The sequence below is a fragment of the Luteolibacter arcticus genome (assembly GCF_025950235.1).
Classification (GTDB): Bacteria; Verrucomicrobiota; Verrucomicrobiia; order Verrucomicrobiales; family Akkermansiaceae; genus Haloferula; species Haloferula arctica.
The window spans coordinates 118,972-145,172 of the sequence record NZ_JAPDDT010000016.1 but is presented as its reverse complement, the minus strand read 5'-3'; the positions used below and the strand labels follow the sequence as shown (position 1 = coordinate 145,172).

At 62.8% G+C, this 26,201-nt stretch carries 14 protein-coding genes and 1 pseudogene; 6 read left to right on the top strand and 9 right to left on the bottom strand.

Going from position 1 to position 26,201, the window contains the following annotated elements:
• Window positions 1-912 precede the first annotated feature (912 nt).
• The gene (locus OKA05_RS24500; RefSeq protein ID WP_264489845.1) at window positions 913-1,710 is read left to right on the top strand and encodes a tyrosine-type recombinase/integrase; all 798 of its coding nucleotides are present in this window, start codon (window positions 913-915) and stop codon (window positions 1,708-1,710) included.
• Window positions 1,711-1,765: 55 nt separating this feature from the next.
• On the opposite strand, the gene OKA05_RS24495 is transcribed toward OKA05_RS24500, so the two are convergent.
• Window positions 1,766-2,947 (bottom strand): efflux transporter outer membrane subunit, encoded by a 1,182-nt coding sequence (locus OKA05_RS24495; RefSeq protein WP_264489844.1) that lies wholly within the window; start codon window positions 2,945-2,947, stop codon window positions 1,766-1,768.
• A gap of 134 nt (window positions 2,948-3,081) precedes the next feature.
• On the opposite strand from OKA05_RS24495, the gene OKA05_RS29510 reads away from it, so the two are divergent.
• A complete protein-coding gene (locus OKA05_RS29510; RefSeq protein ID WP_369335613.1) occupies window positions 3,082-3,762 on the top strand; it encodes a TetR/AcrR family transcriptional regulator in 681 nt (226 codons plus the stop codon).
• 414 nt (window positions 3,763-4,176) lie between these two features.
• On the opposite strand, the pseudogene ku reads toward OKA05_RS29510, so the two are convergent.
• The 8 genes and pseudogenes from ku to OKA05_RS24455 all read right to left on the bottom strand — a co-directional run.
• A pseudogene (ku, locus tag OKA05_RS29570) lies at window positions 4,177-4,707 on the bottom strand (non-homologous end joining protein Ku); the annotation flags it as partial.
• A 567-nt stretch (window positions 4,708-5,274) separates the two neighbouring features.
• Complete coding sequence (locus OKA05_RS24485; RefSeq protein WP_264489842.1) at window positions 5,275-5,415, bottom strand: hypothetical protein; 141 nt, start codon at window positions 5,413-5,415, stop codon at window positions 5,275-5,277.
• Window positions 5,416-5,482: 67 nt separating this feature from the next.
• Entirely contained in the window at window positions 5,483-5,926 is a 444-nt protein-coding gene (locus OKA05_RS24480; protein ID WP_264489841.1) for a hypothetical protein, read from the bottom strand.
• A 313-nt stretch (window positions 5,927-6,239) separates the two neighbouring features.
• Complete coding sequence (locus OKA05_RS24475) at window positions 6,240-10,952, bottom strand: ThuA domain-containing protein (RefSeq protein ID WP_264489840.1); 4,713 nt, start codon at window positions 10,950-10,952, stop codon at window positions 6,240-6,242.
• Between the two features lie 205 nt (window positions 10,953-11,157).
• Window positions 11,158-13,761, bottom strand: a complete 2,604-nt coding sequence (locus OKA05_RS24470) for a beta strand repeat-containing protein (RefSeq protein WP_264489839.1) — start codon at window positions 13,759-13,761, stop codon at window positions 11,158-11,160.
• A 255-nt stretch (window positions 13,762-14,016) separates the two neighbouring features.
• Window positions 14,017-16,767, bottom strand: a complete 2,751-nt coding sequence (locus OKA05_RS24465; protein WP_264489838.1) for a beta strand repeat-containing protein — start codon at window positions 16,765-16,767, stop codon at window positions 14,017-14,019.
• A gap of 96 nt (window positions 16,768-16,863) precedes the next feature.
• The gene (locus tag OKA05_RS24460; protein ID WP_264489837.1) at window positions 16,864-19,062 is read right to left on the bottom strand and encodes a serine/threonine protein kinase; all 2,199 of its coding nucleotides are present in this window, start codon (window positions 19,060-19,062) and stop codon (window positions 16,864-16,866) included.
• Between the two features lie 55 nt (window positions 19,063-19,117).
• Window positions 19,118-19,660: an ECF-type sigma factor gene (locus OKA05_RS24455; RefSeq protein ID WP_264489836.1), complete on the bottom strand. Its 543-nt coding sequence runs from the start codon at window positions 19,658-19,660 to the stop codon at window positions 19,118-19,120.
• A gap of 1,399 nt (window positions 19,661-21,059) precedes the next feature.
• On the opposite strand from OKA05_RS24455, the gene OKA05_RS24450 reads away from it, so the two are divergent.
• The 4 genes from OKA05_RS24450 (at window position 21,060) to OKA05_RS24435 (ending at window position 26,113) form a co-directional block, all read left to right on the top strand.
• On the top strand, window positions 21,060-21,353 hold the full coding sequence (locus tag OKA05_RS24450) for a DUF1257 domain-containing protein (RefSeq protein WP_264489835.1): 294 nt from the start codon (window positions 21,060-21,062) through the stop codon (window positions 21,351-21,353).
• On the top strand, window positions 21,350-21,550 hold the full coding sequence (locus OKA05_RS24445) for a DUF2997 domain-containing protein (protein ID WP_264489834.1): 201 nt from the start codon (window positions 21,350-21,352) through the stop codon (window positions 21,548-21,550). Before OKA05_RS24450 ends, OKA05_RS24445 begins: the two co-directional genes overlap by 4 nt.
• A complete protein-coding gene (locus OKA05_RS24440) occupies window positions 21,547-21,774 on the top strand; it encodes a hypothetical protein (RefSeq protein WP_264489833.1) in 228 nt (75 codons plus the stop codon). Before OKA05_RS24445 ends, OKA05_RS24440 begins: the two co-directional genes overlap by 4 nt.
• A 121-nt stretch (window positions 21,775-21,895) precedes the next feature.
• On the top strand, window positions 21,896-26,113 hold the full coding sequence (locus tag OKA05_RS24435; RefSeq protein ID WP_264489832.1) for a LamG-like jellyroll fold domain-containing protein: 4,218 nt from the start codon (window positions 21,896-21,898) through the stop codon (window positions 26,111-26,113).
• Window positions 26,114-26,201 lie beyond the last annotated feature (88 nt).

The following is a 26,201-nucleotide window of genomic DNA, read 5'->3' as shown; positions in this document are numbered from 1 at the left end:
GTCATTGTTTGCAAGCAGCTACTAGAATGCCAGTAGTTCATCACGGCTCACAAATCCGCCTTAAGTTAGCGCCATTCTGCATAGTCCCCATAACGGGGACACGAACAGCAGGATTGTGAAGCGGAAGCGAGCTTCCCTGCCCACGGTCGCTCTGGGGTGAGCCGGATTGCTGGACCCACAGCATCCAGAAACCTTTTCACGAAATCGAAGCCTCGCAGATGCTACACTGCCGGCGATGAAGGACGCGGTGATAAAGAACATCGCCTGCTTGTCCTTCGTTTCGACGATGCTGGTCACCCTCTCCCAGCGGGACCTTTCCGGACTTCCCTGGACTGGACCGGCGTTACTATTGCCGTTGGCAACCCCACTGAAGACTCACCTTAACTGATTGGTCTTCAGTATGGAGGCGGAGGAGGGAATCGAACCCTCGAATAGCGGTTTTGCAAACCGATCTACATCCGCTAAAACCAAGCGCTATTAACAGCCATTCTTGGTTTATTTGGTCCAATTCGGGGATTTTTCGACAAATTACTGCGATAGTGCACCATCCGCGACGTGGCGAGAAAAGCATCCTTCAAAATCAACAACACCCCAAAGGGATGGCTCCTGCACGTGCCGGCGTCGATCTCGGATACAGGCAAACTTAGACGTCGCTACTTCGGAACACGAGACGGGGCAAAAGCCGAAGCCCAGAGACTCAGGGCCGTCGCTGAAGGTCGCCGGGAGAAAAGCGCATCAATCCGTCATGCATTGGCAGAGGATGCAGTTTCGGCGGAAGAGATTCTGCAGCCGTTTGGCGTCAGCCTAACCCAATGCGCAAGATTCTACGCATCCCACCACGATGCGAGGGCAAAGGCACCGACCCTTTCCGTTGCTTGGGCCTCCGCGGTAGCGAGGCGACCGAATCACCGCGTGCGCACCCTGCTGGACTTCCGAAACTGGCGAAAGGCGCTACCTGATGGGTTTATGGCCATGAATGTCTGTGACATCACACCTGATTCAATCGCCTCCGCACTCGATGAAACAACGTCCGGCAAAACGCGATGGAAAAACGGGCTCGGCTATGTTCGGACCGTGCTGGGCGATTGTGTGAAAACCGGGACTTTGGACGAAAATCCAGCCAAACGTGTTCATGTCGAAAGGCGCCCCGATCATGCGGGAGACGTGAGCATCTACACTCCCGAGGAACTCCGGCGGTTGATGGATGCGTGTCGCGACTACCCGTCCGGGCTCGACAAGGCATGTGCAGGCTGCGCGCCAGTCTTCGCCCTGATGGCCTTTGCTGGCGTTCGTCCCGACGAAGCCGCGAAGATCCGCTGGGAAGACATCTCACTTGAGCTACTGAACATCCGCATTGGTCCGTCAGTTGCAAAAAAAGCACGCCGGCGAAATATCCGCATTAACCCGACTCTAAAGGCATGGATGGAGGAAACTCCCGAACCAAAGCGGTCGGGCAAAGTCGCACCTGCCAGATGGATTCAGAAGGCGACCCGCGTGAGGCGCGAAGCGGGAATTAATGGTAGCGAGAAGCAGGACGCACTGAGGCATTCGTTCGGCAGCTACACCCTTGCCGTTGAAAACGATCTCGACGCGCTCAAGTCCGACATGGGTCACGAACACGTGCGGGTCTACTTCGATTTTTACCACAAGTCCGTCCCGAAACGGGAAGCCCTGCCTTACTGGCAGGTTCTTCCGCCCCTCAAATCATGACAGCACCGGGGATATCAAAATTTCAACCGTAGAAACGACATGAATGGGATGTCCCTCAGATCGTTAGAACCGATGGCGGCGGGTTGGGGTAAAGTTCTTCATCTGCCGGTTGATGGGCATCGAAGAGCGTCCAATTGACCGCTGGTCCCGCCAGGTAGTGGGTGCTCGAGGCACCGGTCGAGTTTCCGTTGAGAAGATCGCCGGTTTCGCGGCTGGACAGCCCACCGGACGCCCCCAGCTTCACCTTCGGGAACAGCTCTGCCGTCGCCACTCCCACTTGGGCGGTCGCGCTGGCGATCTGCCGCTCCGCCGCCTGGACGTCCGGCCGGCGGCGCAGAATATCGGACGGCACTCCCACTGAGATCCGCTGGGGCACGGCAGGAATGGGGGCGGTGGCAGCCAGCTCTCCATCGAGAGCCGTCGGTTCCAGCGACATGAGCGTTGAAAGCACGTGCACATACGCGCGGATGGCCTGCTGGATGGAGGGAATCTCCGCGGCGGTGACCTCGACCTCGGTTCTGGCCCGCACGACTTCCAGTTTCGATGCCAGCCCGTTGGCGTGGCGATCCTCGGTCACCTCGTGCGTCTCGACTTGGTCCGCGAGAGTGGCGCGAGCGACTGCAAGCTCTCGCTGCGCCCCGCGAAGTTCCACGTAAGCGCGCGCCGTCTCGGCCGCGACCATGAGCACCACTCCCCGCCGCCGGGCTTCCGCGCCCTGCTCATCGGCGGCTGCCGATTCGACGAGCCTCCGGGTCCCGCCAAAGAGATCCACGGTCCACTCGGCATCGAAGCCGACTTGGAAGAGGTTTCCCTCCAGACCCCCGCTCGGCAGTCCGGTGGCCGCCTCGCTGGCGCGGGAGCGGAGAGCCGAGGCACCCACGCCGATTTGCGGATAAAGGAACGAACGGGCGATCTCCCGCGCCGAGCGGGCCTGCCGCACTTTTGCCTCGGCCACCTCCAGGTTGTTGTTCGCGGCGACCGCCCGGCCGACCAGGGATACAAGCTCGGGATCGTTGAAGCGGCGCCACCAGGCCGCCTCGCCGTTGCTCGTCGTATACGACGCCGTCGCAGCAGCGCCATGGAGTTCTCCATAGGCCGCCGGCATGTCCGGCGTCGGAGGCGTGTAGTTCGGTCCGACCATGCAGCTGGCGAGCGGCAGGCACGCCGCGGCAAGCGTGAGCGAGCGGACGCGCCGCCCGGTAGGGGACCATGTTGGGCTCGAATATGTGCGAGTCATGAGCGAACCATACGGCGTAAATATACGTCGTCAACAAAAAATCTTTACCTTGTATCTTTACGGATCGGGCTGACCTTGGCAAAAGGGCAGTGGCCTAAGCCATTGAACCCATCCGACAAGCCGAACGCCTCATTATGAAAGAGCCACAAGACCTCACGCAGAACCCGAAGCGGAAGCCGAAGAAGGGACCCGGCCGTCCCGCGGCGGGCGAATCGCTCACCCCGCAAGAGGTGGCCGAAGCGGCCCTGCAGCTCATCCTCACCGAGGGCGAAGCGGCACTCACCATGCGCCGCTTGGGGGAAGTGCTGGGCGTAAAGGCGATGGCCCTCTACAACCATTTTCCTAACAAGGAAGCGATCTTGGATGCCGCGACGAGCCTCACGATGAGCCGCCTTCCCTCGCCGCCTGCGAAGGGATCTTGGAAGAGCCGGCTCAAAGCGATCTGCCGCGGTTTCCGGGCCTTCGCCCAAGAGCAGCCGAATCTCTTTCGCGTCGCCATGACCCGGCCGACCCCGCCCACGAGTGCGTTGCCGCTGATTGAATCAGCCCTTTCGGCGTTGGCCGAGGCAGGGCTCGCTCCCGTGGCTCAGGCCGTGGCCTATCAGACACTTCGGCTCTACGTGCGAGCCTATTGCCTGTGGGAGATCGAGGAGCTGCGCCCCACCCAAGGCCGGAACCTGGCCGAACTCGCTGGAGCCACCAGACCCTATCCGCGCGCGACCGCGGTCCTCGAGCAGCTCTTCGCGCCAGACGCCGACCGCCAGTTCGAAGCGGGACTCGACCTGATCCTCCGCGGCCTGCAGACAAGCAAGTAGCGATGAGGGAGCGGGAGCCTGCGGGAGGACGCTCGATGATTCCCCGGCGATCAAGTTATCGCCGGCCGTCGATATCATCATCGACGGTGCGGTGTTAGTCGCGGGGTAACACCGCCGATCGCTTCCCTTACAAGTATGTTCAAACACCTGCGGGCGGCTCGGCTGCCATTTCATTCGCCGGCTCTGCTCTTGGTGCGAAAGGACTTCAGCGAGGTCGCGGCAATCAAACCACTTGCCAGCGCATTGGATGAAGTGAAGACGATCTTCTTCGTTCGCCCGCTCGTAGTCGTGGTCATTCATGATCAAGCCGACTTCTTGGCGGCCTTTTTCGCCGCAGCTTTTGTTACCTGCCTTTTCAGCTGCCGTCCTTTTCGCCGTTACCTTTGACGGCTTCTTCTCCAACAGGCTCTTCTCGAGGTAAGCTGCAAGTTCGATCGTGTTATTCGCGGTAACGCTGCCATCCCTGTCGCGTTCGCCACCTTTCACTGCGGCGGTAGCACCACTGGCGACCTTATGCTCCACATAGGCTAGCAATGCCGCCTGATACTCATCGTGGCGCATCGCCGGGTCCCACTCTTCGGTCATGTTCTCAACGAGGTGCTTCGCGAGATCCAGCTCCTTGGCACTCGGTTGCAGTTGGGCGTCATCGCTTGCCGGCAGGTCCAGCTTGGACGGCGGCCGGAGTTCCTCCGGGAATCGCATGACCTCCAGAATGATCGCATCGTCCCGCACAAACATCGCCACGAGATACTCGCGGGTGCGGATCACCACCCGGGCGATACCTGCCTTGCCCGTCTGCCGCAAAGTCTCACGCAGCAGCACATAGGCCTTCCGTCCCCGCTTTTCCGGTTCCAGATAGTAGGGCTTTTCGAAGAGCATGGGCTCGATGTCAGCGAGATCCACGAACTGTGTGATTTCGATGGTCTTGGTCAGCTGGGGTCTCACATCCTCAACTATTGGTCTATGGACACGCGATAGTAAAGGCGATCCAATTGCTTGTGGAGGCCGGCCACCGGACCTTACACCCACAAGCAGCCGTAAGCACGGTCTAAGCTTTTGTGCGGCTGGATCGCCGCGCGCCACTCTCGTCAGATTTGACCGCGGCCGGATACACTATGCTCCGGCGCAGAAGTCCGCGATGCGACTTGAGCGGCCGAGAAGTTCGTCGGTACAGCCCACTGGGAATCATTTTTGCTCACCAACCGAAAAGTTTGCTGAAGAAGCCCTTTGATTCCGCCGCCACTTCCGCGCTAAGACACGCGGAATTACCGGCCGCGGGCTGTCTTTATTAACGCCGCCTCCAAAAGGATTTCGCGACGAACTCAGACAATGAAATGAAGCTTGAGGGCCGGGCGGGAGTGGCTTGCTTTTCAGCTGTCCCATTAGATCCCTTCGAACGCGGAGCGGCAACTTCGGAGGCCGACTATACTCGCCGAAACTCAGTTCAACCACTTTAATGGGCGACACGGCACTGTCCGCCGAGGGGACGGTGGTCTTGGAAGCGAAGCGCCGTCAACGGGCCAAGCGGTAGGCCATGTGGAGGTATTCCAGCGTGCCGGTAGTCCCGGTGGTAAACGACTGGCCGTGGGAGTCCGACGGGCCGTCGAAGCTGTAGCGGTTGTCGAGGGTGCCGAGGTGATTCAGCCGTGCCAAGGGCGGGCAGGAGGGAAGTGAGGATGATGGGAGCTCTGTTCATAGGTTTCTTAGTTTCGAGGAGTGCTCAGGGCGCGGTTTCAACGCGGAAGAAATCGCGACCGGGGTTCAATGCGGGGGCCGGGACCGTGAAAGTGCCGACTCCATCGTAAGTGGCGGCCGATTGCTCGGCGAAGGGAGCGATCAGGTTGTTCGACGACGTGAGGATGAAACCGGCACCGCCGGGGCTGAAGGTGACCTTCAGATCGCCACCTTCGAAGAACACCGCGGTGATCGCCGGATCGGCCGGCGCAATGCCAGTTCCGGGATCGATCGGCGCGGTCGAAACGAAGAGATTGTCGAGCCGGAGCTCGAAGCCGTTCATGCTGTCCTGCTGGATGCCCGCGCCGAAGTAGAGCGTGCCTGCGGGAGCCTGGTTGCGGGTGGACACGGCTGGATTGACCTCGAAGATCACCTCGTCGCCGTTCGACCGGTCGAAGACCTGAACGTCGCGGAACTCCCTTGATTGCATTTCGCTTGCCGAATAGCCAGGCATCCGTTGGTTAAGTCGTGGCAGCCGATTCCGCCCACCGACGCTCATGTTTCTGGGTCATCTCCCGCGTGGCATCGGAAACGCAGGGGCTGTTGCGAATGGCCAGCGAGACGGTGACGTGGCTACCTCCAGTCGTCGGGCGGATCTCCCGCAGACCGACTAGGGGGCCGGTCGACTCAGGTTCTATGAGGCAAACGGGTCAAGGGTGGATGAAGGCGGGTCCTCGAATAGACTGCGCGCATCCGACAAGCGGAGACACCAGGATGAGGGCGGTTCTCAGTTTATGGGTCAATCAATCGCCAAGGGTGGCAACCTTGATGAAAAGTTTTCCGGGCAAGGCTTCACCTGGATCGAGTTCGAACGGGGTTTCGCTGGCCGGCCAATGGGCGGCGCGGATCACTCCGCGGTCGGTCCATGTGGTGAGATCGTCGGATACCAGCAAGCGATAGCTGCGGCCGGGGATGGAGGAAAAGGAACCGAGGACGAACTGGCCCGCGGCATCCGGCCGCCACTCGATGACCTGCAATCGACTGGTGGCATCGAGCGGATGAGTGCCCATCTGGCGCTCGTCCTCGTCGGCGAAGCCGTCGCCATCGCTGTCCCTACCCGGCTCTAACAAGCCAAGCTCGGCAGCATAGGCGCGTTCCCAGGTGTCGGGCAAGCCGTCGTCGTCCATGTCGGACTCGTCAACCGTCGGGGTGATGGTGATCGAGAAGAAGTAGTTGCGCCCGAAGGTGGTGGTGATGGATGACCCGAAGCCGGGCGCGAGGCCGACGGCCACGCTGCCGGAATTGCCGGTCGCGCTGCCGCCCGAGTAGTGGATCTGGTCGGCGGGAGCGGACGAGTTGAAGGCGACCACCCCCGCACCGGAAGCGCCGGAACCATCGGCATTGGCATCGAGGAAGCCCATTGCGATCGTTTCGCCTGGAGCCAGGGTCAGCGGCACGGGAAAGGCAGAGAAGGACACGTTGTTCGCGCCGGTGACGTGGCTCGTCACGGTGCTTCCCACCGCGACCACGGTGAAGTTGTTGTCGCCATTCACCCTCACCACAAAGGGCGTGAGCGGCGTGCCGGTGACCGCCGCAGCGTGGAAGAGGAAGCGGTCCACGGTGATGTTGAGCAGCACTCCGGTATCGTTGGTGAAGGTGTCGGTCTCGTTGATGATCATGTTCGATGCCCAGGTGTCGGCGGCGGGCGACGCGCCGGGCGAGTGCTCGTTGCCGATGCGCCACGGCTTGAGGAAAGTAATGGAGTAGTAGTAGTTCCGCCCGAAGGTGGTGTTGACCGTCGAGCCGAAGTCCGGCGCAGACCCGACCGTGACGCTGAAGGAGCCGTTCACGCCGGAAGCACCCGAGTAGTGGATCGAGTCGGCGGTCGCGACGGTGTCCCAAGAGATATCCCCCGCCCCAGCGGCGCCGGAGCCATTGGGATAGGCATCGAGGAAGCCCATCGCGATGGTTTCGCCCGCGGCGAGCGCGAGGGTCACCGGTGTGGCGGCGAAGGGCAGGTCGTTCGCGCCAAGGGCATGCGTCGTGACCGTGTCGCCAATGGCGCGGACGGTGAAGTTGTTGGTGCCGGCATTTACCCTTACGACGAAGGGCGTGAGCGGCGTGCCGGTGACGGCGGAGGCATGGAACAGGAAGCGGTCGAAGGTGATGTCGAGCGTCGCGCCGGTGGTGTTGGTGAAGGTCTCGGTCTTGTTGATGACCATGTTCGAGTGCCACGTGTCCGCGGCCACGGTCGTGGCGGGCTGGTTGCCATTGCCGATGGCCTGGCTCTCCAAGGCGGCGAGGCTACCCTGCGGACCGGCGCATGAATCCACCTCCATGCCCGAGATCCAGTTTGCGAGGCGGACGACTGCTTCCTGATCGATGCGCCCGCGGCCGATCGGCGGCATGCGGTGGCCGGCGATGGTGTTCATGCGGCTGAGCAGCATGGATTGGCCAGTAAGGCCGGGCTTGATCACCGCCGCGCCGTCGATGCCGAGGTCGTCATTCACCACGCCGCAGAGGAGATTCTGAAACGCGAGCGGCGTGGTGAGCCGGGCGTCGAAGTTCGCGCGATTGCCACCGGGCAAGTGGCAGTGGGAACAGTTGCTGTCGAGGTAGGCGCGGACGAAGTCCTCGTCTCCGACCGATTCGTCGGCACGGTCGGAGGAAGCCAGGGCGTTGCGCAGCGAAACCTCGCTCACCGCGGATTCGATGAAGCCCAGTTCGCTGAGCGTCTCGATCTGGTTCACGGTGCGTCCGGTGGCGTAGGTGAGGCTGCGATTGAGCTGGCGGGTGCTGAGTCCGAGCACGCCGCCGGCGAGCGTCGAGTGGCAGGTGTTGCACTGGGTGCGGGCTGGATACAGGTAATCGACCGGGTCGCCGCCGATGACCATCGTTTCGTTCGCGCCTTCCTCTAACAAATCGGCCTCGCTGCCATCGGCGCGCCACTTGTAGGTGACGCCACCCCACTCGCCATCGCTGCCGCGGACCAGCAAGCGGGTCTCCAGCTTCACTCCGCCGGGCAGGGCGAAATGCTTCACCAGCACCGAGCCGACTGGCAGGTTCCACCGCCCGCTGCCGCTGTAGGTGATGCGTTCGGCGGGCATGTTCGGCGTGCCATCGCCGGGGATCATCATCCAGCGCTGCTTTTCAGTGCCGTCCGACCACAGCGGCATGTTCACCTCGTAGGGAATCAGCGCCGGAATCGTCGCAAGCGTCGCCACATTCGTGAAGAGACCGGTGGCAGACAGCGTCGCGGGAAAGATCGAGTTCTGGATGGTGCCGGTGTCCGGCATGATGCGGAAGATTCGGCCGTTGCCGGCCTGGCCGGCACCCATTTGCGTGACGAACAACTCACCGTCCGCATCATGGCCGAAGGAAGAGATGCCGGTCCAGATGTTGCCACTGCGGGCCTGGCCGATCCGCGTCACCGAGTTCGCAGTCTTCGTACTAGTATTGTAGTCGAGCGCGTGGATTCCTTGGGAGCCGTTGTCGCCGAAGATGTACTTCCCTTGGAGGAAGGGGATGGCGGTGCCGCGATACACGTAGCCGCCGATCACGCAGTTGCCGAGCGAGTCGGCGCCGGAGTGGCTGTAGTCAAAGACCGGCGCGCGTTCGGTGCCGATCAGGGGGACCGGCGCAGCGCGGAATCCCGCGGCGTTTCCTTCCTTGTAGTTCCACTGGAAGTTCAGGCCGGGGGCATCCACCACGTCGACCTCCTCGCGGGACTCGTGGCCCACGTCGCCAATCCAGAAGCCAGTCGCCGCATCGTGGGTCATCCGGTGCGGCTGGCGCAGGCCAATGGCGTAGAATTCCTCCATCACCGAGCCGTCCGGATTCACCCACGGGTTGTCGTTCGGGATGAAATATCCCTGCGTGTAGGAGCCATGCGACGGCGAGGCATTGTAAGGCTGGCGGATGATGGGATGACTGACGCTGCCGCCCTGTTGGTCCACATCGATCCGCCAGACGCCGGAGCGCACGCGCCCATCGAGCATCTGGGTGTAGCCGGCGGCCCCGGTGCCCTGGATGCCCTCGTCGCCGTAAGCGATGTAGAGAAAACCGTCCGGCCCGAAGACCAAGCCACCACCATCGTGTCCTTTGGTGGTGTCGTACTGGTTGATGAGGATCAGCTCGCTGGCCGCATCGAAGGCCGCGCCCCCGGCGTTCCAGGTGAAACGCGACAGCCGGTCGTAGTAGGGCGTGCTAGCGGTCGCGGCGTCGTCCTCGTTGTGCAGGTAGAAAATGTAGATGAAGTCCCTCCCCTCTCCTTTCCCGAAGCGCGGGTGCAGGGCGAAGGTCTGCATGCCGCCGTGCTTGGTGCCGTTGTCGTTGGTCGTCCAGTTGTAGTACCAAGCCCGGTCGCGGATATCGAGGAGCAGGGTGCGGGTGGTGGTGGCGTCGTCGTCCGGAACCCGGTAGAGGCGACCGTCGGTCTCGGCCACCAGCAGGTCGGAGGAGCCGGGAAATGGAGTGACCTGGATCGGCGAGTCCAGTGATAGATTCGCGAAGGCCTGCTCGACAGCAACGCTGTTCACCGGTGTCGGTTTGGTCGGTAGGATGCCGTTGTTGAAAGGACTGACCGCGGGCGCGGAGTCGAGGCCGCTGACCCCTTCCTCGTAGGAGCGCAGCGAAGTGGCCGCGGGCGTGGGAAAGTCGGCGGGAGTGGCGCTGCCCGGATCGCGCTTGGCCAGCCACTTCATGGCACGGAGGAAGACCGTCTGGAAGGCGGCGCAGCGCGCGCCCGGCGGCTCCGCGACATCGCCCCAGACGTGGCAGTAGCTGCTGGCGTAAGTACGACCCGCGCCGTACTCCACGGTCCAGTCGATGGGAAAGCGGGTGCCGTCGCGGTCGGCAGCGTAGGAAAGGACGGTCAGGTTTTCCGCCGGGCCACGGGCGTAGCGATAGACCTCAATGTCCGCCACCATCCAGGTCGCGGGCAGGCCAGCATGGATGGGATGGGTGCCACGCTTGGTGACCAGCACGTCCTGGCGGGCACCGTGGTTGGTATTCTCTCCCGCGCCGGCAAGGATCTCGTTGAGACTGCTGTCGGCATTCACTGTGATGGCTTTCCCGAAGCTCTTGTCGCGCCAACCGAGGCCGATGATCTGGTTGTATTGCGGCCACTCGGCGAAGGAATTGTTCGCCTCGTGGAAGGCGTAGAAGCCGCCGCCGCCATGCACGTAGGCGAAGAATGAGTCCTTCACCTCCTGCGGCCACGACGGCAAGCCACCAAGGTTGTTGTAGCCGGAAATCACGACATCGTAGTCGCGGAACTTCGGCCGCCACGTCGCCCACGCCGGATCGCCCGCGGCGCTGGGGCTGACGGTGAAGTCCACGTCGAACGAACCATCCTTGGCGAGGATCGCGCGAACAATGTTCAGCCGCTTCTCCCACGCGTGGTTCGTCACGCCCTCGACGATGAGCACCTTGATCTTCGGCGGCACGCCCCCCTCATCCGCGACCGCGATGAAGATCGAGATGAAAACGAGGAGCGGTAGCAAAATGCGGATCATGATGCGGGGACAAGCATTGACGAGCTAATGAGCCCGCCGCGGTCCCGTCAACCCGAGACGGAACCGCGGCAGGCAGCGCTTCCTCCGCGGCGTCCCCCTGCAAAACCCATTAAGCAGGTGGATGCGGCCGATCAGCAGATTGGGAAAAATGATTCCGGATGTCTGGTCCGTGGAGTGTGAGTTGATTTGGAGCGGACTGAGGAAGTCAGCGTCTGCGGCGGTGCAGGAAGGCCAGCATTCCCAGCCCGCCCAGCAAGGCGGCTCCGGGCTCCGGCACCGCGGTGACCGTCACGAAACGCGTGCCGATGCCCCCATTGAGGCCGGCGGTCGTGTCGTCGTAGTCGATCTGCCAGAGGCCGCCCGCGTCCGAGAAGGTGTCGCCGTCGTTGAGCTCCACGTTGCCGGTGTCACTGAAGGTCCCGGCAAGGGAACCCGTGGCGTATCCGAACAAGGTGAACTTGTTCCCCATCGTGTAGGTTCCGAGCTGCACCAGATCCAGGATGGTACCGGAGACCAGGGTGAGGGTGCCGGACACGTTGCCAAGATCGGCCGCGGTTCCGCCGCCGGTAAGCTCGTAGGTATAGGTCGCGCCCGTTCCCAGCGCGAGATCGTCGAAGCTGGTCGTTCCCGGCGAATTGCCGATCGCCAGTTGGGTCGAGACCGTCAGGGACCCGATCACGTCACCGGAGCCTGTCAGTTTGTTCACCGTGTAGCCGCCGGCTTTCGCGGAGACATCGAAGGTGCCGCCATTGCCGAGTGAAACCCCGCTGGTATTGTTGATCGAGCCGTTGACGCCGAGCTCGAGCTTGCCGCTGTTGACCGCGGTCGCCCCGTTGTAGGTGTTCACCCCGCCGAAGGTGACGACTCCGTAGCCGCTGCCGCTGCTGTCAATGACGGTAAAGCCCCCCGCCCCGCTGATCGCGCTGTTGATGCCGACGGCGAAGCCGTTGGCGTCGATGGTGGACGCCGCCGAAGTGGTCGTCACCGACGAAAGCGCCTGCTGGTTGGTGTTGATCAGCGATGAATTCAGCCAGTCGGCCTGGTTGGCCAACGCTTTGAGCGTGCCCCCGCCGAAGACGAAATTCGCCGTGCCACCGTTGGCACCGCCGCTGCCATCGCGGACAAAGTTGCGGTCGGTGGCCAGGATGCCGCCGTTGAGGTTGATCGTGCCGTTTGCGAGGTCCCGACCCAAGGCAACGAACGACCGGATATCCGTGGCCGTTGTGCTGCCGCGGTTGATCGTGGCGGTGCCGGAGGAAACCGTTAGCACACCGGTGGCGGTGGTAACATTGTTGCCGAGCGCGAAGCCGGTGTTGCCGCCGATGGTGAGGGTGCCGCCGTCCAAGAGGAGCGTGCTGGTTCCCGCCGCGTTCTGACCGATGATGGAGTTGGGCTTACCGGCGTTGGATGTGCCGTTGATGGCGAGCGATCCGGTCGATTTCACCGTGATGGCGGAGTTTCCGGCAAGGCTGAGATAGCCGCTTTCCTGGTTGGCGGCGGCTCCGTTGATCGTCGTCGATCCGGTGACGTCCACGCCGCCGGCACCGGTGACAATGAGCCCGGCGAAATTTCCCGAGTTCGTGATGCTGTTGGACCCGCCCAAGGTGATCTTGTTGGTCGCCGTCAGGTTCCAGTTGCCGTTGGGGGAGCCCGTGATGTTGCCATTGAGCGCCAGGGTTCCGCCCGTGGAGGTGAAGGTGCTGGCGTTGTTCAGGGTGATGTTGTTCGACAAGCTCGCGGCGACCGCGTTGGAAAACGACCCGCCCGACATCGTGAGGTTGCCGGTGCCAGCCAGCGCGGTGGCATTTCCGAGCGAAAGCGTGCCGCTGGTGACGGTGGTGCCGCCGGTGTAGGAGTTCGCCGCGTTGGAGAGCGTGAGGGTGTTGTTGCCCAGCTTGGTGAAGCCGTAGCTGCCTCCGCTCTGGCCGATCGCGCCGCTGATGGTGGCGGCGCTGGCATTGGCTCCGATGAAGGAGTTTCCAAACAGCGTGACGGAGCCGGTCTGGTTCGCGGCGGCTTCGAGTCGGAGCGCGCCGAGGTTCTCGGAGTTTCCCGCGCCATACAGTTGGACGGCGGCACCGTAGTTGAGGCCCTGGTTGAGATAGAGCGTGGTGCCTGCACGCACCTTGATGGTCGCGCCGCTCGAGATCAGGTTCGCCTGGGTGGTGGTGAAGCGGGTCTTGCTGGCGCTGCCGACGCTTTGGTTGAGATCCAGCGTGCCGCTGAAGCCGCTCATCGCGCCGCTGAGCGTCACGTCGCCGTTGCCGGTGGTGACATTGACCGTCCCTGATCCGCCGAAGGTGTTGGCGTAGGTCACGTTGCCGGCATTGAGCAGGAGGGTGCCGCTGGGATTCACCGTGGTCGCTCCCTGAAGCGCGGCGGTGGCGGTGATCCGCAGGGTGCCGGCGTTGACGGTGGTGCCGCCGGTGTAGTTGTTGGTGGCGCTGGAGAGGGTGAGGATGCCGGTGCCTTCCTTGGTGAGCCCGGCGCCCCCCGAGAGCTGGGACCCGATGGAGGCATCCACATTGGCCGTGATGGTGGGAGTGGTGCCGCCGAAGGTGATCGTACCACCGGAGAGCGCGTAGCTGCCCGAGCCGGCCGCGTTGAAGGTGATGCCGTTGGCGGTGACCGTTCCGACGGCGATCGTGCCCGCCGCCCCATTGTTCGCGCCGAAGATCGCGATGTCGGCGTTCGTGTTCGGCCAGAGGACGTCCGCAAGCCCGTCACTCCAGTTCACGACGGCAGTGTTCCAAGTGCCAGCCCCGTCCACGGGAGCGAGGGGATTTGCCCCGCTGGAGTCCCAGGTCAAGGATGCCGCGTGAATAGGTGAAAGCGTTCCGGCAAGCGAGAAGACAAGACTACAGAGGAGAACACCCGGATCGGAGGCGCTTCGCAAGGGGAGGTGATTGGTGTTTTTCACGGGTTTTTTTGCGATCGAGGAGGGTTGGCCGTAAGTGACCAGACCGGTCAAGTGGCACAGATTGAATGACCGAGGCCGTGCCGGGTTGGAATGCCGGAGGCCCGCTTGGAAGGACCTCCGGCGAACGGCTGAGCCGCTTAGGGATCAGTTGGTGACGACAAGACGGACGAAGCTTTTTCCGCCGCTGGGTACGTCGTAAGCGACCGAACGGGCTGGCGTGGGTCCGGGGTAAACGGTCACGGTGTTGTCGCCCGTGCCGATGGGAGCCTGTGTCCAAAAGACGAGGTCGGTGGAGTATTGCACTTCATAGTCGGTGCCATAGACGCCGGTGTAGGTGGCGCCCATGGGCCAGGTGACGATTCCACCCGCGGGAGCCGGATTGGCGGTGAAGGTGGAGCCGGTTTGGCCCATGAAGTATTCGATGCCGTTATCGACACCGTCGTTATCATGGTCGAGGTCCATTCCTTGGCCGGGAGCATAGGCATCCCGCCAGGCGGAGTAGCCGCCAGGGCCGGCGGTCACTTCCACGACGCCGGTGCCGATGAAGCGGTCGGTATTGACAAATTCGACTCCGGGCCCGGCTACGGCGCTATAGGTTCCGGCGGGCTGTTGGACGGTGCCGAAGAAGAGCTTGTCCACCACCTCGGTGCCACCCATCGGATCCACCTTGCCGCCGTTGATGACGAGCTTGTTGGCATCTGCAATGGCATCACCATCCACGGCGAGAATCCCGGCGGTCACGGTCGTGTCACCCGAGTAGGTGTTGGTGCCGGTGAAGGTGACGGTGCCCGTGCCCGTGGTGCTGTTGATGTTGAAGCCGCCACCGCCGCTGATGGCGTTGTTGATGCCGACGGCGAAGCCGTTGGCGTCGATGGTGGACGCCGCCGAAGTGGTCGTCACCGACGAAAGCGCCTGCTGGTTGGTGTTGATCAGCGATGAATTCAGCCAGTCGGCTTGGTCAGCCAGCGCCTTGAGCGTGCCCCCGCCGAAGACGAAATTCGCCGTGCCGCCGTTGGCACCGCCGCTGCCATCGCGGACAAAGTTGCGATCGGTGGCCAGGATGCCACCGTTGAGGTTGATCGTGCCGCTTGCCAGGTCCCGGCCCAGGGCGATAAACGACCGGATATCCGCGGCCGTCGTGCTGCCGCGGTTGATCGTGGCGATGCCGGAGGAAACCGTCAGCACACCGGTGGCGGTTGCCACGTTGTTGCCCAGCGCGAATCCGGTGTTTGCGCCGATGGTCAGGCCACCGCCGTCCACGACCAGCGTGCTGGTCCCCGCCGCGTTCTGGCCGACGATGGAGTTGGGAAAGCTCGCGTTGGTCGTGCCGTTGATGGCGAGCGATCCAGTCGATTTCACCGTGAGGGTGGAGTTCCCCGCATGGCTGAGGTAGCCGGACTGCTGGTTGGCGGCGGCCCCGTTGACCGTGGTCGATCCCGTGATGTCCAGGCCACCGGCACCGGTGACGATGAATCCGGCGAAATTTCCCGTGCTCGTGGTGCTGTTGGTCCCCGCCAGGGTGATCTTGTTGGTCGCTGTCAGGTTCCAATTTCCGGTGGGCGAACCGGTGATGTTGCCGTTCAGCGCCAGGGTTCCGCTACCGGCGGTGAAGGTGGTGCCGTTGTTCAACGTGACGTTGTTGGCAATCGTCACGCCCGTGGTGTTCGACAGATTGCCGCCGCCGATGGTCACCGCGCCGGAGCCCAGCGCGGTGTCATTCCCAACTGATACAGTGCCCGCGCTGATCGTCGTGCCACCGCCGTAGGTGTTCGGGCCGGTGAGGACCGTGACGTTGTTGGCGACCTTGGTGAGGCGATAGCTGCCGCCGCTTTCTCCAATGGCCCCGCTGATCTTGCCGTTGCCGCTGATGATGGAATCCGCATGCAGCGTGAGCGCGCCCGTGACATCGAGTGCACCATTGTCGAGACGCAGCGAACCGAAATTCTCTCCGCCGGTTCCACCATTCAAATGGATCCCGAATCCGTAATTGAATCCCTGGGTGAGGTAGAGCTGCGCGCCGTTCTCCACGTTGACGGTGGCACTTGAGGACAGCACCTCCGCCTGCGAAGCCGCGGTAAACTTGGCCTTGCCGCGGTTGGTGGTGGATCCGGCGAGGATATTGAACGTTCCGGAGAATCCGCTGAGATCGCCCGTGAGGTTCACCGAGCTCCAGCCGGCGGTATGCACCGAACTCGCCCTCGCCTGAAGCGTACCCGTCCCCGTGATGGTGTTGCCAACGGAAAGAATTCGTTCGCCCGCGGCCGTGCCGTTGCCTTCGTCGTCGATGTAAAGGGTGCCGGACGAGTTGATCGAAACGTCATCCGCGCCAAGGACCTGGCCGGCGACAGTGCCAACCGCGGTTCCCGGTTGTTTCACCGTGAGCGTCCCCGCAGTGACCGCCGTGCTGCCGGAGTAGAAGTTGATGCCGGAAAGGGTGAGGATGCCGGTTCCGGCCTTCGTCAGCCCCACGGTGCCTGCGATGGGGGAAGCGATCGTGGCATCGACATTCGCGGTAAGCGTCGGCGTGGTGCCGTCAAGGGTCACCATGCCACCGGCAAGCTCGTAGGTTCCCGATCCTGCCGCATTGAAGGTGATGCCGTTGACGGTCACCATGTCCACGGTGATGGAGCCCGCCGCTCCGTTGTTGGCTCCGAACACCGCGACATCGGCGGCGGTGTCCGGCCACGCAATATCGGCGGCGCCATTGCTCCAATTCGCAACGGTGGTGTCCCAGGTTCCGGGTCCATCGGTGGGAGCGGCGGGATTCGCACCACTGGCGTCCCACGTCAAGGTCGCGGCATGAACCGCGGAGATCAGGCCAGCTGCGGACAAGCAAAGGCTCCAAGTGGCGAATTTGACGTGACTGGACGTCCGGAGGATATAATTGGATTTCATGGGTTCACGCCTCTTGGGTTGGAGGCTTCTGTCTCCCACGCGCCATCCTCCCCGCCGAACCTGCCAAAAAACTTTCCGGAAAGTTTTTTCGCGCGGTCACTCCTCGCCGATCAACATCGTCGCCTCGCGCATCATGATCCGGGCAAACAGCCAGTCGTACCAAAGCCCGCGACGCATGTCGCCGACCTTCACCGGGACCGCGAAATGGCGATCCACCGCCTCGCGGACCCGGGCCAGCAGGGCGCGGGCCTGGTCCTGCTCGCCTTGATTCCACAGTGCCATGGCGAGGATTGCTTGCACCGTGGGAACCAAGGCATCGTTTCCAGACGGCCGGTCGGCGAGCGGCCGTGCGATCTCGACCAACATCGAATACTCGCCCTGCCGGAAATGCCACAGGCTGAGGGGAATCAATGCCCATTGATACTTCTGGTTGGCAGGAAGCGTGGCGAACCACGTTTCCGAGGTCTCGCCAAGCGGCTGCAAGAGTTCGTTCAACCGAGCGTCAGGAGGCAACAGCAGGCAGGTTTTCAACACCCGGCTGACCGCATCGCCATTGGTGGACGAGGCCTGGACGGCGGTGATCGCATCCTCGCAGAACTGCCGGTAGAGCGCGCCGTCGCGGCTCTCCACCAGCACCACCCCGCAGGCCTGGGTGTCGAGGGTGACCGGGCCCCAGGGATCGAGCTTGTCGATCTCTAACAACCACAGGAACCGTTCTGACGCCTCCTCCCATCGTCCTTGGATTGCCAGCCATTCGCCGACGGAACGCAGGGCAGTCACCCCATCGAGACTCGGCTGGCGCGGGCGGTCCTTCATGGCAGCGACAGCCTTGGCCGCGCCTTCGTGATCGCCTTGTCGCAAGAGGATCACCGCGTTGGTCAGATTCTCGCGGGACTCGGCCTCCTTGCGCAGGACCTCCTCATTGGCCAGCGCCCGCTCGGCCACCTCGCGCGCCCGCTTCGCCTTGAAATACAGCCATGTCGAGGCACCCAGGCCGCCAGCTAGCACGAGCATGACCAGCGTCCCCGCGGCAAAGAAGACCGCGTGGCGGCGCAAAAGCTTCCCTAACAGATAAAGCCGGCCCGGCGGACGCGCCGTGATCGGCTCGTCGCGGAGAAAGCGCTGCACGTCCATCGCCAGCCCGTTCGCCGTGTCGTAGCGGCGGGCGCGGTCCTTTTCGAGCGCCTTCACCACGATCCAGTCGAGGTCTCCTCTTACCTGCGAGAGCAAGCGGGCAGGCTCGCCCCGCCGTTCCTCCGCCGCCGCTTTCAAGGCCTCCGCGTCCAGACTTGCCAGCAGCACCGACGGCCTTTGCGGCTCGCGTTCGCGCAGGATCCGGCGCATTTCCTCCGCGCCGACCTTGGAGAGTTCCTGGCCTTCGAAGGGCGGGCGGCCGGCCATCAGTTCGTAGAGCAACACGCCGAGGCTGTACACGTCGCTGCGCGTATCCACATCCAGCCGCCCGAGTTGCGCCTGCTCCGGACTCATGTAGGCGGGGGTGCCGAGAAGCTGCTCGTGCTGCGTGTGCAGCGTCTCGTCGGTCAGGCGGCCCTCGATCGCCTTGGCGATGCCGAAGTCGATGACCTTGGGCACCGGCACGCCGTCGTGCATCGCCACCAGCACGTTCGACGGCTTGATGTCGCGATGGATGATGCCCTTCTGGTGCGCGTGCTGGATCGCCTTGCAGACCTGGATGAAAAGCTCCAGCCGCTGGCGGAGGTCGCAGCGGTTCGAGTTGCAGAAGTCGGTGATCCGCGTGCCATGCACAAGCTCGAGTACGAAATAAGGCCGTCCGGTGTCGGTCGCGCCGGCATCCAGCACCCGCGCAATGTTCGGGTGATCCATCATCGCCAACGCCTGCCGTTCGGCATCGAATCGCGCGATCACGCTGCGAGTATCCATGCCCAGCTTTATGACCTTCATTGCCACCCGCCGTTTCACCGGCTCCTCCTGCTCTGCCAGATAGACGTTGCCGCACCCCCCTTCGCCGAGGTTCTCCAGGATCGTGTAGCGCCCGATGGTCTTTCCGATCCGCTCGTCCACCAGCACACCATTCACCGCGAACTCGGCAGGCGGGATCTCGCGGATCTCGTCCGCACTCCGCGCGATCGCCGAGTAGCCGCGGTCGATCAAGCGGTCGGCATCCTCCTGCGCCGCGAGCATTTCCTCGACCACCGCCCGCAGTTCCGGGTTGTCCATGCACGCCTGGTCGAGGAAGACCCGGCGCTGCGCCGCGTCCGGCACGTGCAGGGCCGCGAAGAATACCGCATCCTCCAATTGTTTCTCGGCTGTCATGTAAAACCCGTTTGAAAGCACACGCGCCATCGCGGGGAAAATCCTGCCAAGAAAATCATCCTTCCGCCCGCACCCAGCGGAACAGGCGGGCCTTGGCACAGACCCATTGGCGATAGACCGTGCGCTCGCCGATGCCGAGCGTCTGCGCGACTTCCTCGTTGGTCAGGCCGCCGAAAAACTTCAGCACCACGATGCGGGCTTGGTCGGGATCTTCGAGTTCGAGCTTTTCCAAGGCCTCGTTGATCAGCAATACGTCGCCGTCCGGTGTGAACTCCGCCACGTCCACGTCGGTAAGGTCGACGCGCACGCTGCCGGCACCTCGTTTCACGCGGGCCTTGCGGCGCGCCTTATCCACCAGGATGCGCCGCATCGCGTGCGCCGCCGCGCCGAAAAAGTGCGCGCGGCTTTCCCAGGACCGGTCGCCTTCACCGACGAGTTGCAGCCACGCCTCGTGCACCAGCGCGGTCGCCTGGAGCGTCTGCCCGGCGGACTCGCGCGCCATTCGCGCCGCGGCGAGCCGGCGCAGCTCCTCGTACACGGTTGCGAGTAGTTCCGCCGAGTTCCCCGGCTGACGCAGCATGATGGTGAGGTCGTTCATGACGCAAAGGACTCAGGCCGGCAGCATCTCGGCAGGCGACGGCACGCTTTCACTATAGTCCATATGCCCTCACCCTTCACCTCCCGAAAGCGCGGTGCCATCTTTCGCAACAAGGACTCCAGAATATCGAGGCCCTTGTCCAAGTCGGGCGCGCCATAGCGCCCGATGTCGGGAAGTGCCGTGAAACTCATCGCCACTAGATCTATTCATAAATTCCGTTTTCAAATTTGAATTCAAGACAGAAGTTCTCGCCAGCACGGATTGCCATCCCTCCACCACCCTGTGGTGCTCGCTCAGACAGGGGCGAAGCCGCCCCTATACCCCGGCAGGCCCGGGCCGCACCCCAAGCCGCGTGAGCCCCCAGTAAAGGGCGAGGTTTTTTGAGATTCGGAAGGCGGATCAATCTGTTCGCTTGAACATTAAAAAAATTGGGCACGGTGACCGGTCGTGCCTCGCTCCCTGCCAAACTTTTCAGAATTCAATGGGACGTCCGCCTTCTCGTTTCTCCGCGGGGCGAGTCAACCGGAGATTCTGATTCATCGGGCGGCGGAGCTGGAGTACCAGAGCCTTGCGCTTCCGGACGTAGGGGGCTTTTACGGCTCCGCCCGGGCTCACACCGCCGCCAAGGAAGTGGGTATGCCAGCACTCCAGCCACTTCTGGTATGATCCCGCGACCCTCGCCCCCGTTTACGACGAGGACGGCAACCTTGAAAATGACGGTCGGTGGGTATACACGTGGGACGCTGAGAATCGGCTAGTCGAAATGGAAACAACCGCGGCAGCAGAAACAGCCGGCCACCCGGAAACCAAGCTCGTCTTCAAGTACGACTGGCAAGGACGGAGGCTGGCCCGCACGATTTACCGCGGAGGCTCCACCACCCTGAAGTGCGTCAGGGCTCGTAGCCAACCAGTTCATGCCGCCCGTCCCCCCAAAACGAATCCCTGCGGGTGCGGTTTCTATGGTGATTGGCGGAATCAAGCACGCTAATGCCGTCCCCTCTACACCGACTGACATGAGACCTGTGACTCACCTTGTCACCTGAGGAGCTTCCCCATCTGAAACAGATCATCCTCCGTCGCCCTCCGACCCGCGGTTTTCCGCAGTCTTTACGAGAGGAACGGGAGTCCCCAGAAGCTTGTCCCAGTACTTGATCTTCACGACAACCGTCTTCCCTGCATCGATTATAGGTACCCGCCGGCCCAGCACCACTCCTTCAAGCTCTACGCTTGTGTCGATAACCTCCAGAGAACGCGTTCCTGAGGCATCCACCCAAATCATCTTAGGATTTCCTGGCGAAAATGGATCAGCAGCATCCGTCCACTCCGCGACAACCGTCTGGTTTCCCTGCTTGTGACTGACTTTCTCACCCGCGTTGGTTGGAAGCTTTAGTTTGCACTCATGTGCCGCGGCTATGCGGGGATCACCCGGACGGCCCACCATGTGGTGCGGTTGAAGGGCCCCTACGACATCGCCGTCGATCCCTCCCCCGGGGACGGTGGAAGCTATGCGCTAACCACCGACTGGTGGGGAGGGCACGTCGAACGTGAAGTAGGTGCCGGCTTCGGCCGTCTCCTGCAAAGCTACGGCGTTCAGAATTCGATCCGGGAGGCCAGGACCCGCGGACTACGCTTCAGCCGGCAGATCGAGCCCGACGGCTGCGTCCTGCTCACCTTGGAAGGAGGTTCCCTGTGAGCCATCGCATCCTCGTCCGGGTGTCGCCGACCGGTGACATTCAGGTGGAAGCGGAAGGATTCAAAGGCAATGGCTGTGAAGCCTCCACCCGCGAGATCGAGCAAGCACTCGGAAAGCGCACCGGCCGGACTCTGAAGCCCGAGCATCGGCAACGCGGTTTTTCCGTCCAGCAACAACAAACACTCCGCGGCTCATGAGCACCACGATCCGCTTTGATCCACAGGGAGGCATCGATTGCCTGTACACCGAGGTCGTCGATCTCCGTGCGCTTGGACGGCTTCGCGTCGTCCGGGCGACCGAGATCACCTTCGACCCGGAAGAGCAGCGCTGGGAGATCTCCCCGGCCGCCGCCGCCAGCATGCGGCCGGGACGCGCCTGTTCGGGTCGCCTTGCCAGCCGTGGCGTATTTAAAAATATGTAAATATATTTGCATGTCGCCATGAGGGGGCCAATCTTCTTCCCGCCCTGTTCGATGCGCCGTCCTGGCACGTTCCGATCCCGCCGCCAGATCCGAATGCCTGCGCCTTTTTCTAACCTTAGGAATGATCGCTGAACTCCCATTCCGCTGCCGCGGTGCCGCGCTCCGCGTCTTGGTCCTGCTCTCGCTGACTTCGCTCGTCTGTGTGGGGCAAACCTTGAATCTCGCCAACAACGTCCATCGGACGAGCGCGCTCGTGTCCGGCACCACGGTCACCCTGACGGGCAAGTCGGAACTGCATGTCAGCGGTGCGGAAGATCCGCTTCCAGGTTGCACGATCCATCTTAATTCCTCGGACTCGTGGCTCTTTATGAGCGCCTTCAGGCCATCTCAAGTGGCAGCGACTTTCCTCGGGCGTGTCCGGGTGAACGGGGCGGTGGCAGCAATCAATCAAAACGCGCGGGTGGTGCAGTTCGAAAACGGCACCGTGGTCATCCCGCACGGACCGAACTTCACCCCAATGGAGGTTTTTGACGGCAAGTCGTACGCCGGAAACTCCAAGAAGCTGAATCTCTATACCTACTACAACGATGCGAATCTGGGGACCCTGAAGACCGCCGTCAGCTCCTTCCGCCTGAAACGAGGCTACATGGCGACCGTAGCCCAGCAGGAGAACGGCTTGGGAGCCAGCAAGGTTTACATCGCCCAAGACGCCGACATCGAACTAGGCACCCTTCCTGGAAACCTGGATAACCAGATCCGCTACGTGCGGATCTTTCCGTGGCGCTGGGTGGGCAAGAAGGGTTGGGCGGGGAGCAGCCACAGCGGCCGCAACGTAAATCACATGTGGCACTACGACTGGGGCGCGGAGGCCGATAGCAACGGCTTGGACTCCGAGTATGTCCCCATGCGTCACGGCCCGTGGTGGCCCGGCTTTGACGTGATCAACGCCAAACGGAATGTCACTCATCTGTTAGGCTACAATGAGCCGGACAACACGTGGGATCCGGCCCAGACGCCGCAAACGGTGGACCAAGCACTTGCCCAGTGGCCCGAGTTGATGAAGTCCGGCCTTCGTCTCGGATCTCCGGTGGTGACCGAAGGCGGCTTGGCATGGCTCTACGAGTTCATGGATCGCGCCACCGCCTTGGGCTACCGAGTGGATTTTGTGCCGGTGCATTTCTACTCGGCCAACAAGACCGATTGGGACCTCCACGTCCTGCTGAGGGACATTCACCAGCGGACCGGTCGCCCCGTTTGGCTGACGGAGTTCAATAACGGGGCGAGTTGGACCTGCTGCAAACCAACCATGGAAGAGAATGCCACCAAGATCGGCCAGTTCATCGACATGATGAACGGCTGGTCGTCCTTCGTGGAGCGCTACTCGGTCTACAGTTGGGATTATGGTCCGGAGCCCGAGCCCTACAACCGCCGGATCGTCTGGGACGACGGCTCCACACTTCCGGCCGGGGTTCGGTATCGAAACACGCTTTCGCCCCTTTCCCAAGGCCATGAGGTTCCCGACACGGGAGCCGGCGGGGCGGCCCATTACGTTTTTGAAGGAGATCTGCGGGATTCGTCGGGCAACGGGAACGAAGGCACGGTCATCGGAGCTGCCTCGTTCGACACCGGAAAGTCGGGTCAGGCCCTCGTGCTCGATGGATCGGACTCCTACCTGCGGCTTCCCCCGCGGCTGGGCGATAGCACTGACTTCACCTTCGCGGCGTGGGTGCGTTGGAGCGGCGACAGCGGCAACTGGCAGCGAGTCTTCGACTTCGGGACGGGCACCGACAAATACCTGTTCCTGTCGCCCAACGGCACCGGTAGCAGCGTCCGCTTCGCCATCAAGAACGGTGGTGCCGAGCAGCAGCTCAACCACCCCATAGCGCTGACTCCGAACGTCTGGACCCATGTCGCCGTGACCATCGGCGGGACCACCGGCAAGCTCTTCATCAACGGTGTTCCGGTCGCGACTAATACTGCAATGGACATCAATCCCGGCGACCTCGGGACTACGCTCAACTATCTTGGGAAAAGCCAGCATGCCGCAGACGCGCTATTCAGCGGCCGCATTGACGACCTGCGCTTCTTGACCACCGCGCTCACTGAAGCCCAGATCGCCGCCATTCATTCCAGCACGCAGCCGCAGTTCACCGCGGATCCGCTGGTGAAAACTGACGCGGCGCCGGGCCAACCCTACACCGGTTCGCTGGACGCCAACGTCACCGGCGGCCCGGTCACGTTCAGTAAGTTCAGCGGTCCGGCCTGGCTTGCCGTTGCCGCCGACGGCAGCTTGACCGGGGTGCCCGGACTCGCCGACACCGGGATGAATTCCTTCCTCGTCCGCGCCACCACGGGAGCCGGCACCATTGATACCAGCGTGTTGCAAATCCGGGTGAAGGAAGCGCCCGGCCTAGTGGCGCGCTACGGCTTCCAGTCGAACACGCAGGCCACCGCCGGCACCGCCCACGGCACCGCGACCGGCGGACCCGCCTATGTCACCGGGAAACGCGGGCCGGGGATCGACCTCGACGGCACCGACGACTTCGTCAGCTTGCCCGCGGGCGTCGCCAGCCACGATGAAATCACCGTGGCCACCTGGGTAAACTGGGACGGCGGCGGAAACTGGCAGCGTATTTTCGACTTCGGCAACGGCCAGGAATCCCACCTGTTCCTTTCTCCGAAATCGGGGGGCAATCGCATGGTTTTCCTCATCCGACACGGCGGCGTTGAGCAATCGACCGACACCGCCACGCTCGGCAGCGGGTGGATCCACGTCGCGGCGACGATCGGCGGAGGCTTCGCCAGGCTTTACGTGAACGGGCTCCAGGTCTCTTCCGTCGCCACCGCTCTCAAGCCTTCCGACATCCAACCGGTGTCGAATTTCATCGGGAAAAGCCAGTTCGCCGATCCGCTTTTCAACGGCCGGGTGGACGAGTTCCACGTCTTCAACCGCGCGCTGTCCACCACGGAAATCACGGCGGCGATGAACGGCCAAGCCCCGGTCTTCACCACCGATCCGCTCAGCCAGCCCGCCGCGGCCGTCGGCCAGCCTTACGAGCAGTTCCTCACCGGTGTCGCGACCGATCCAGATGCAGGCAGCACTCTGATCTACAGCAAGGTCGCCGGCCCGCGCTGGCTGAGCGTCGCAGCGAACGGCCGGATCTCTGGCGTGCCTTCCGCCGCCGACGCGGGGATGAATCGCTTAGTCTTACGAGTAACCGACCCCACCGGCTTGGCGGACGATGCCGCGGTGAACATTAACGTGCCCGGCCCCGCCGATTTGCTGGCCCACTACCAATTCCACAATGCCACGACCGACCAGACGGGCGGAACCGCCGGCATCAACAACGGCGTCGCGGTGTACGATCACGGGGTGTTAGACCGCGCGATCCGCCTCGACGGCACCGACGACCACCTGCGGCTTCGTAATAACATCGTCAGCGGGGTTAACGACGTTACCGTCGCCGCCCGCGTCCGCTGGAATGGCGGAAGCAACTGGCAGCGTATCTTTGATTTCGGGAACAACACGTCCCAGTACATGTTGATGACTCCCAAGTCGGGGGGGAACACCTTGCGGTTCACCATTTCGATCAATGGCAACGCCGTGGGAGCCGAGAAGATTTTGGAGACCACGCCGCTGGTGACGGGGGAATGGACCCATGTGGCGGTGACGCTGAATGGCGATACCGGGACGCTCTACGTCAATGGAGCCGCCGTGGATTCCGAGACAACGATCACCGTCGATCCCTCGGCGTTCAATCCGACTTTGAACTACCTCGGCAAAAGCCAATTCGCCGATCCGTACTTCAACGGGCTGATCGACGACTTCCGCGTCTTCAACCGCGCGCTGTCGGCGGCCGAGGTCAAGGATCTCGCCGTGCCGGCCGCAGCCGTGGCGGTGCCGGATTCTTCCTTCGAAGGCTGGGCCGCGGGGATCAGCTTCCCGGTCGGTCAGGGCGATCCCGTCGATGATCCCGACGCAGATGGCGTCGCCAATCTTCTTGAATATTTGTTCTCCTCCGACCCGCTGCGTTCGAGCGCCGGCGACCTCCCGCAGGGCCAACGGATTCCGGGGACCCAGCTCGAGGGAGCGCCCGATCCGGCCAAGACCTACCTCCGCATCCAGGTCCGGGTCCGCAAGAGCCGGCCGTTCATCACAATCACGCCCGAATCCTCTGCGACCTTGGCCGGTCTCTCGGCACCGGGGGCTGCGAACAATGCGATCCAAGCGGGCCTCCCGGTATCCGATGGCGAGCACGAGATCTTCACATGGTTTCACGAGGTGCCGGTAGAGGACGCGGAGACCGGCTTCATGCGCTTGCGGGTGATCAAGAACTGACTGCGTCCCCGCCTTTCCTGTTCCGGAGAGTCTCTCGGAGCAAGGAGTAGCCTTTAGCGCTTGTCGGGTCAAAGGGGTGTGAAGTCGT

What these genes read in the sequence shown, in the direction of transcription:
- OKA05_RS24495 (WP_264489844.1), bottom strand. Translation starts at nt 2,947, where the DNA reads ATGACTCGCACATATTCGAGCCCAACATGGTCCCCTACCGGGCGGCGC.
- OKA05_RS24465 (WP_264489838.1), bottom strand. Translation starts at nt 16,767, where the DNA reads ATGAAATCCAATTATATCCTCCGGACGTCCAGTCACGTCAAATTCGCC.
- OKA05_RS24440 (WP_264489833.1), top strand. Translation starts at nt 21,547, where the DNA reads ATGAGCACCACGATCCGCTTTGATCCACAGGGAGGCATCGATTGCCTG.
- OKA05_RS24455 (WP_264489836.1), bottom strand. Translation starts at nt 19,660, where the DNA reads ATGAACGACCTCACCATCATGCTGCGTCAGCCGGGGAACTCGGCGGAA.
- OKA05_RS24480 (WP_264489841.1), bottom strand. Translation starts at nt 5,926, where the DNA reads ATGCAATCAAGGGAGTTCCGCGACGTTCAGGTCTTCGACCGGTCGAAC.
- OKA05_RS24435 (WP_264489832.1), top strand. Translation starts at nt 21,896, where the DNA reads ATGATCGCTGAACTCCCATTCCGCTGCCGCGGTGCCGCGCTCCGCGTC.
- OKA05_RS24475 (WP_264489840.1), bottom strand. Translation starts at nt 10,952, where the DNA reads ATGATCCGCATTTTGCTACCGCTCCTCGTTTTCATCTCGATCTTCATC.
- OKA05_RS29510 (WP_369335613.1), top strand. Translation starts at nt 3,082, where the DNA reads ATGAAAGAGCCACAAGACCTCACGCAGAACCCGAAGCGGAAGCCGAAG.
- OKA05_RS24460 (WP_264489837.1), bottom strand. Translation starts at nt 19,062, where the DNA reads ATGACAGCCGAGAAACAATTGGAGGATGCGGTATTCTTCGCGGCCCTG.
- OKA05_RS24450 (WP_264489835.1), top strand. Translation starts at nt 21,060, where the DNA reads ATGTGCCGCGGCTATGCGGGGATCACCCGGACGGCCCACCATGTGGTG.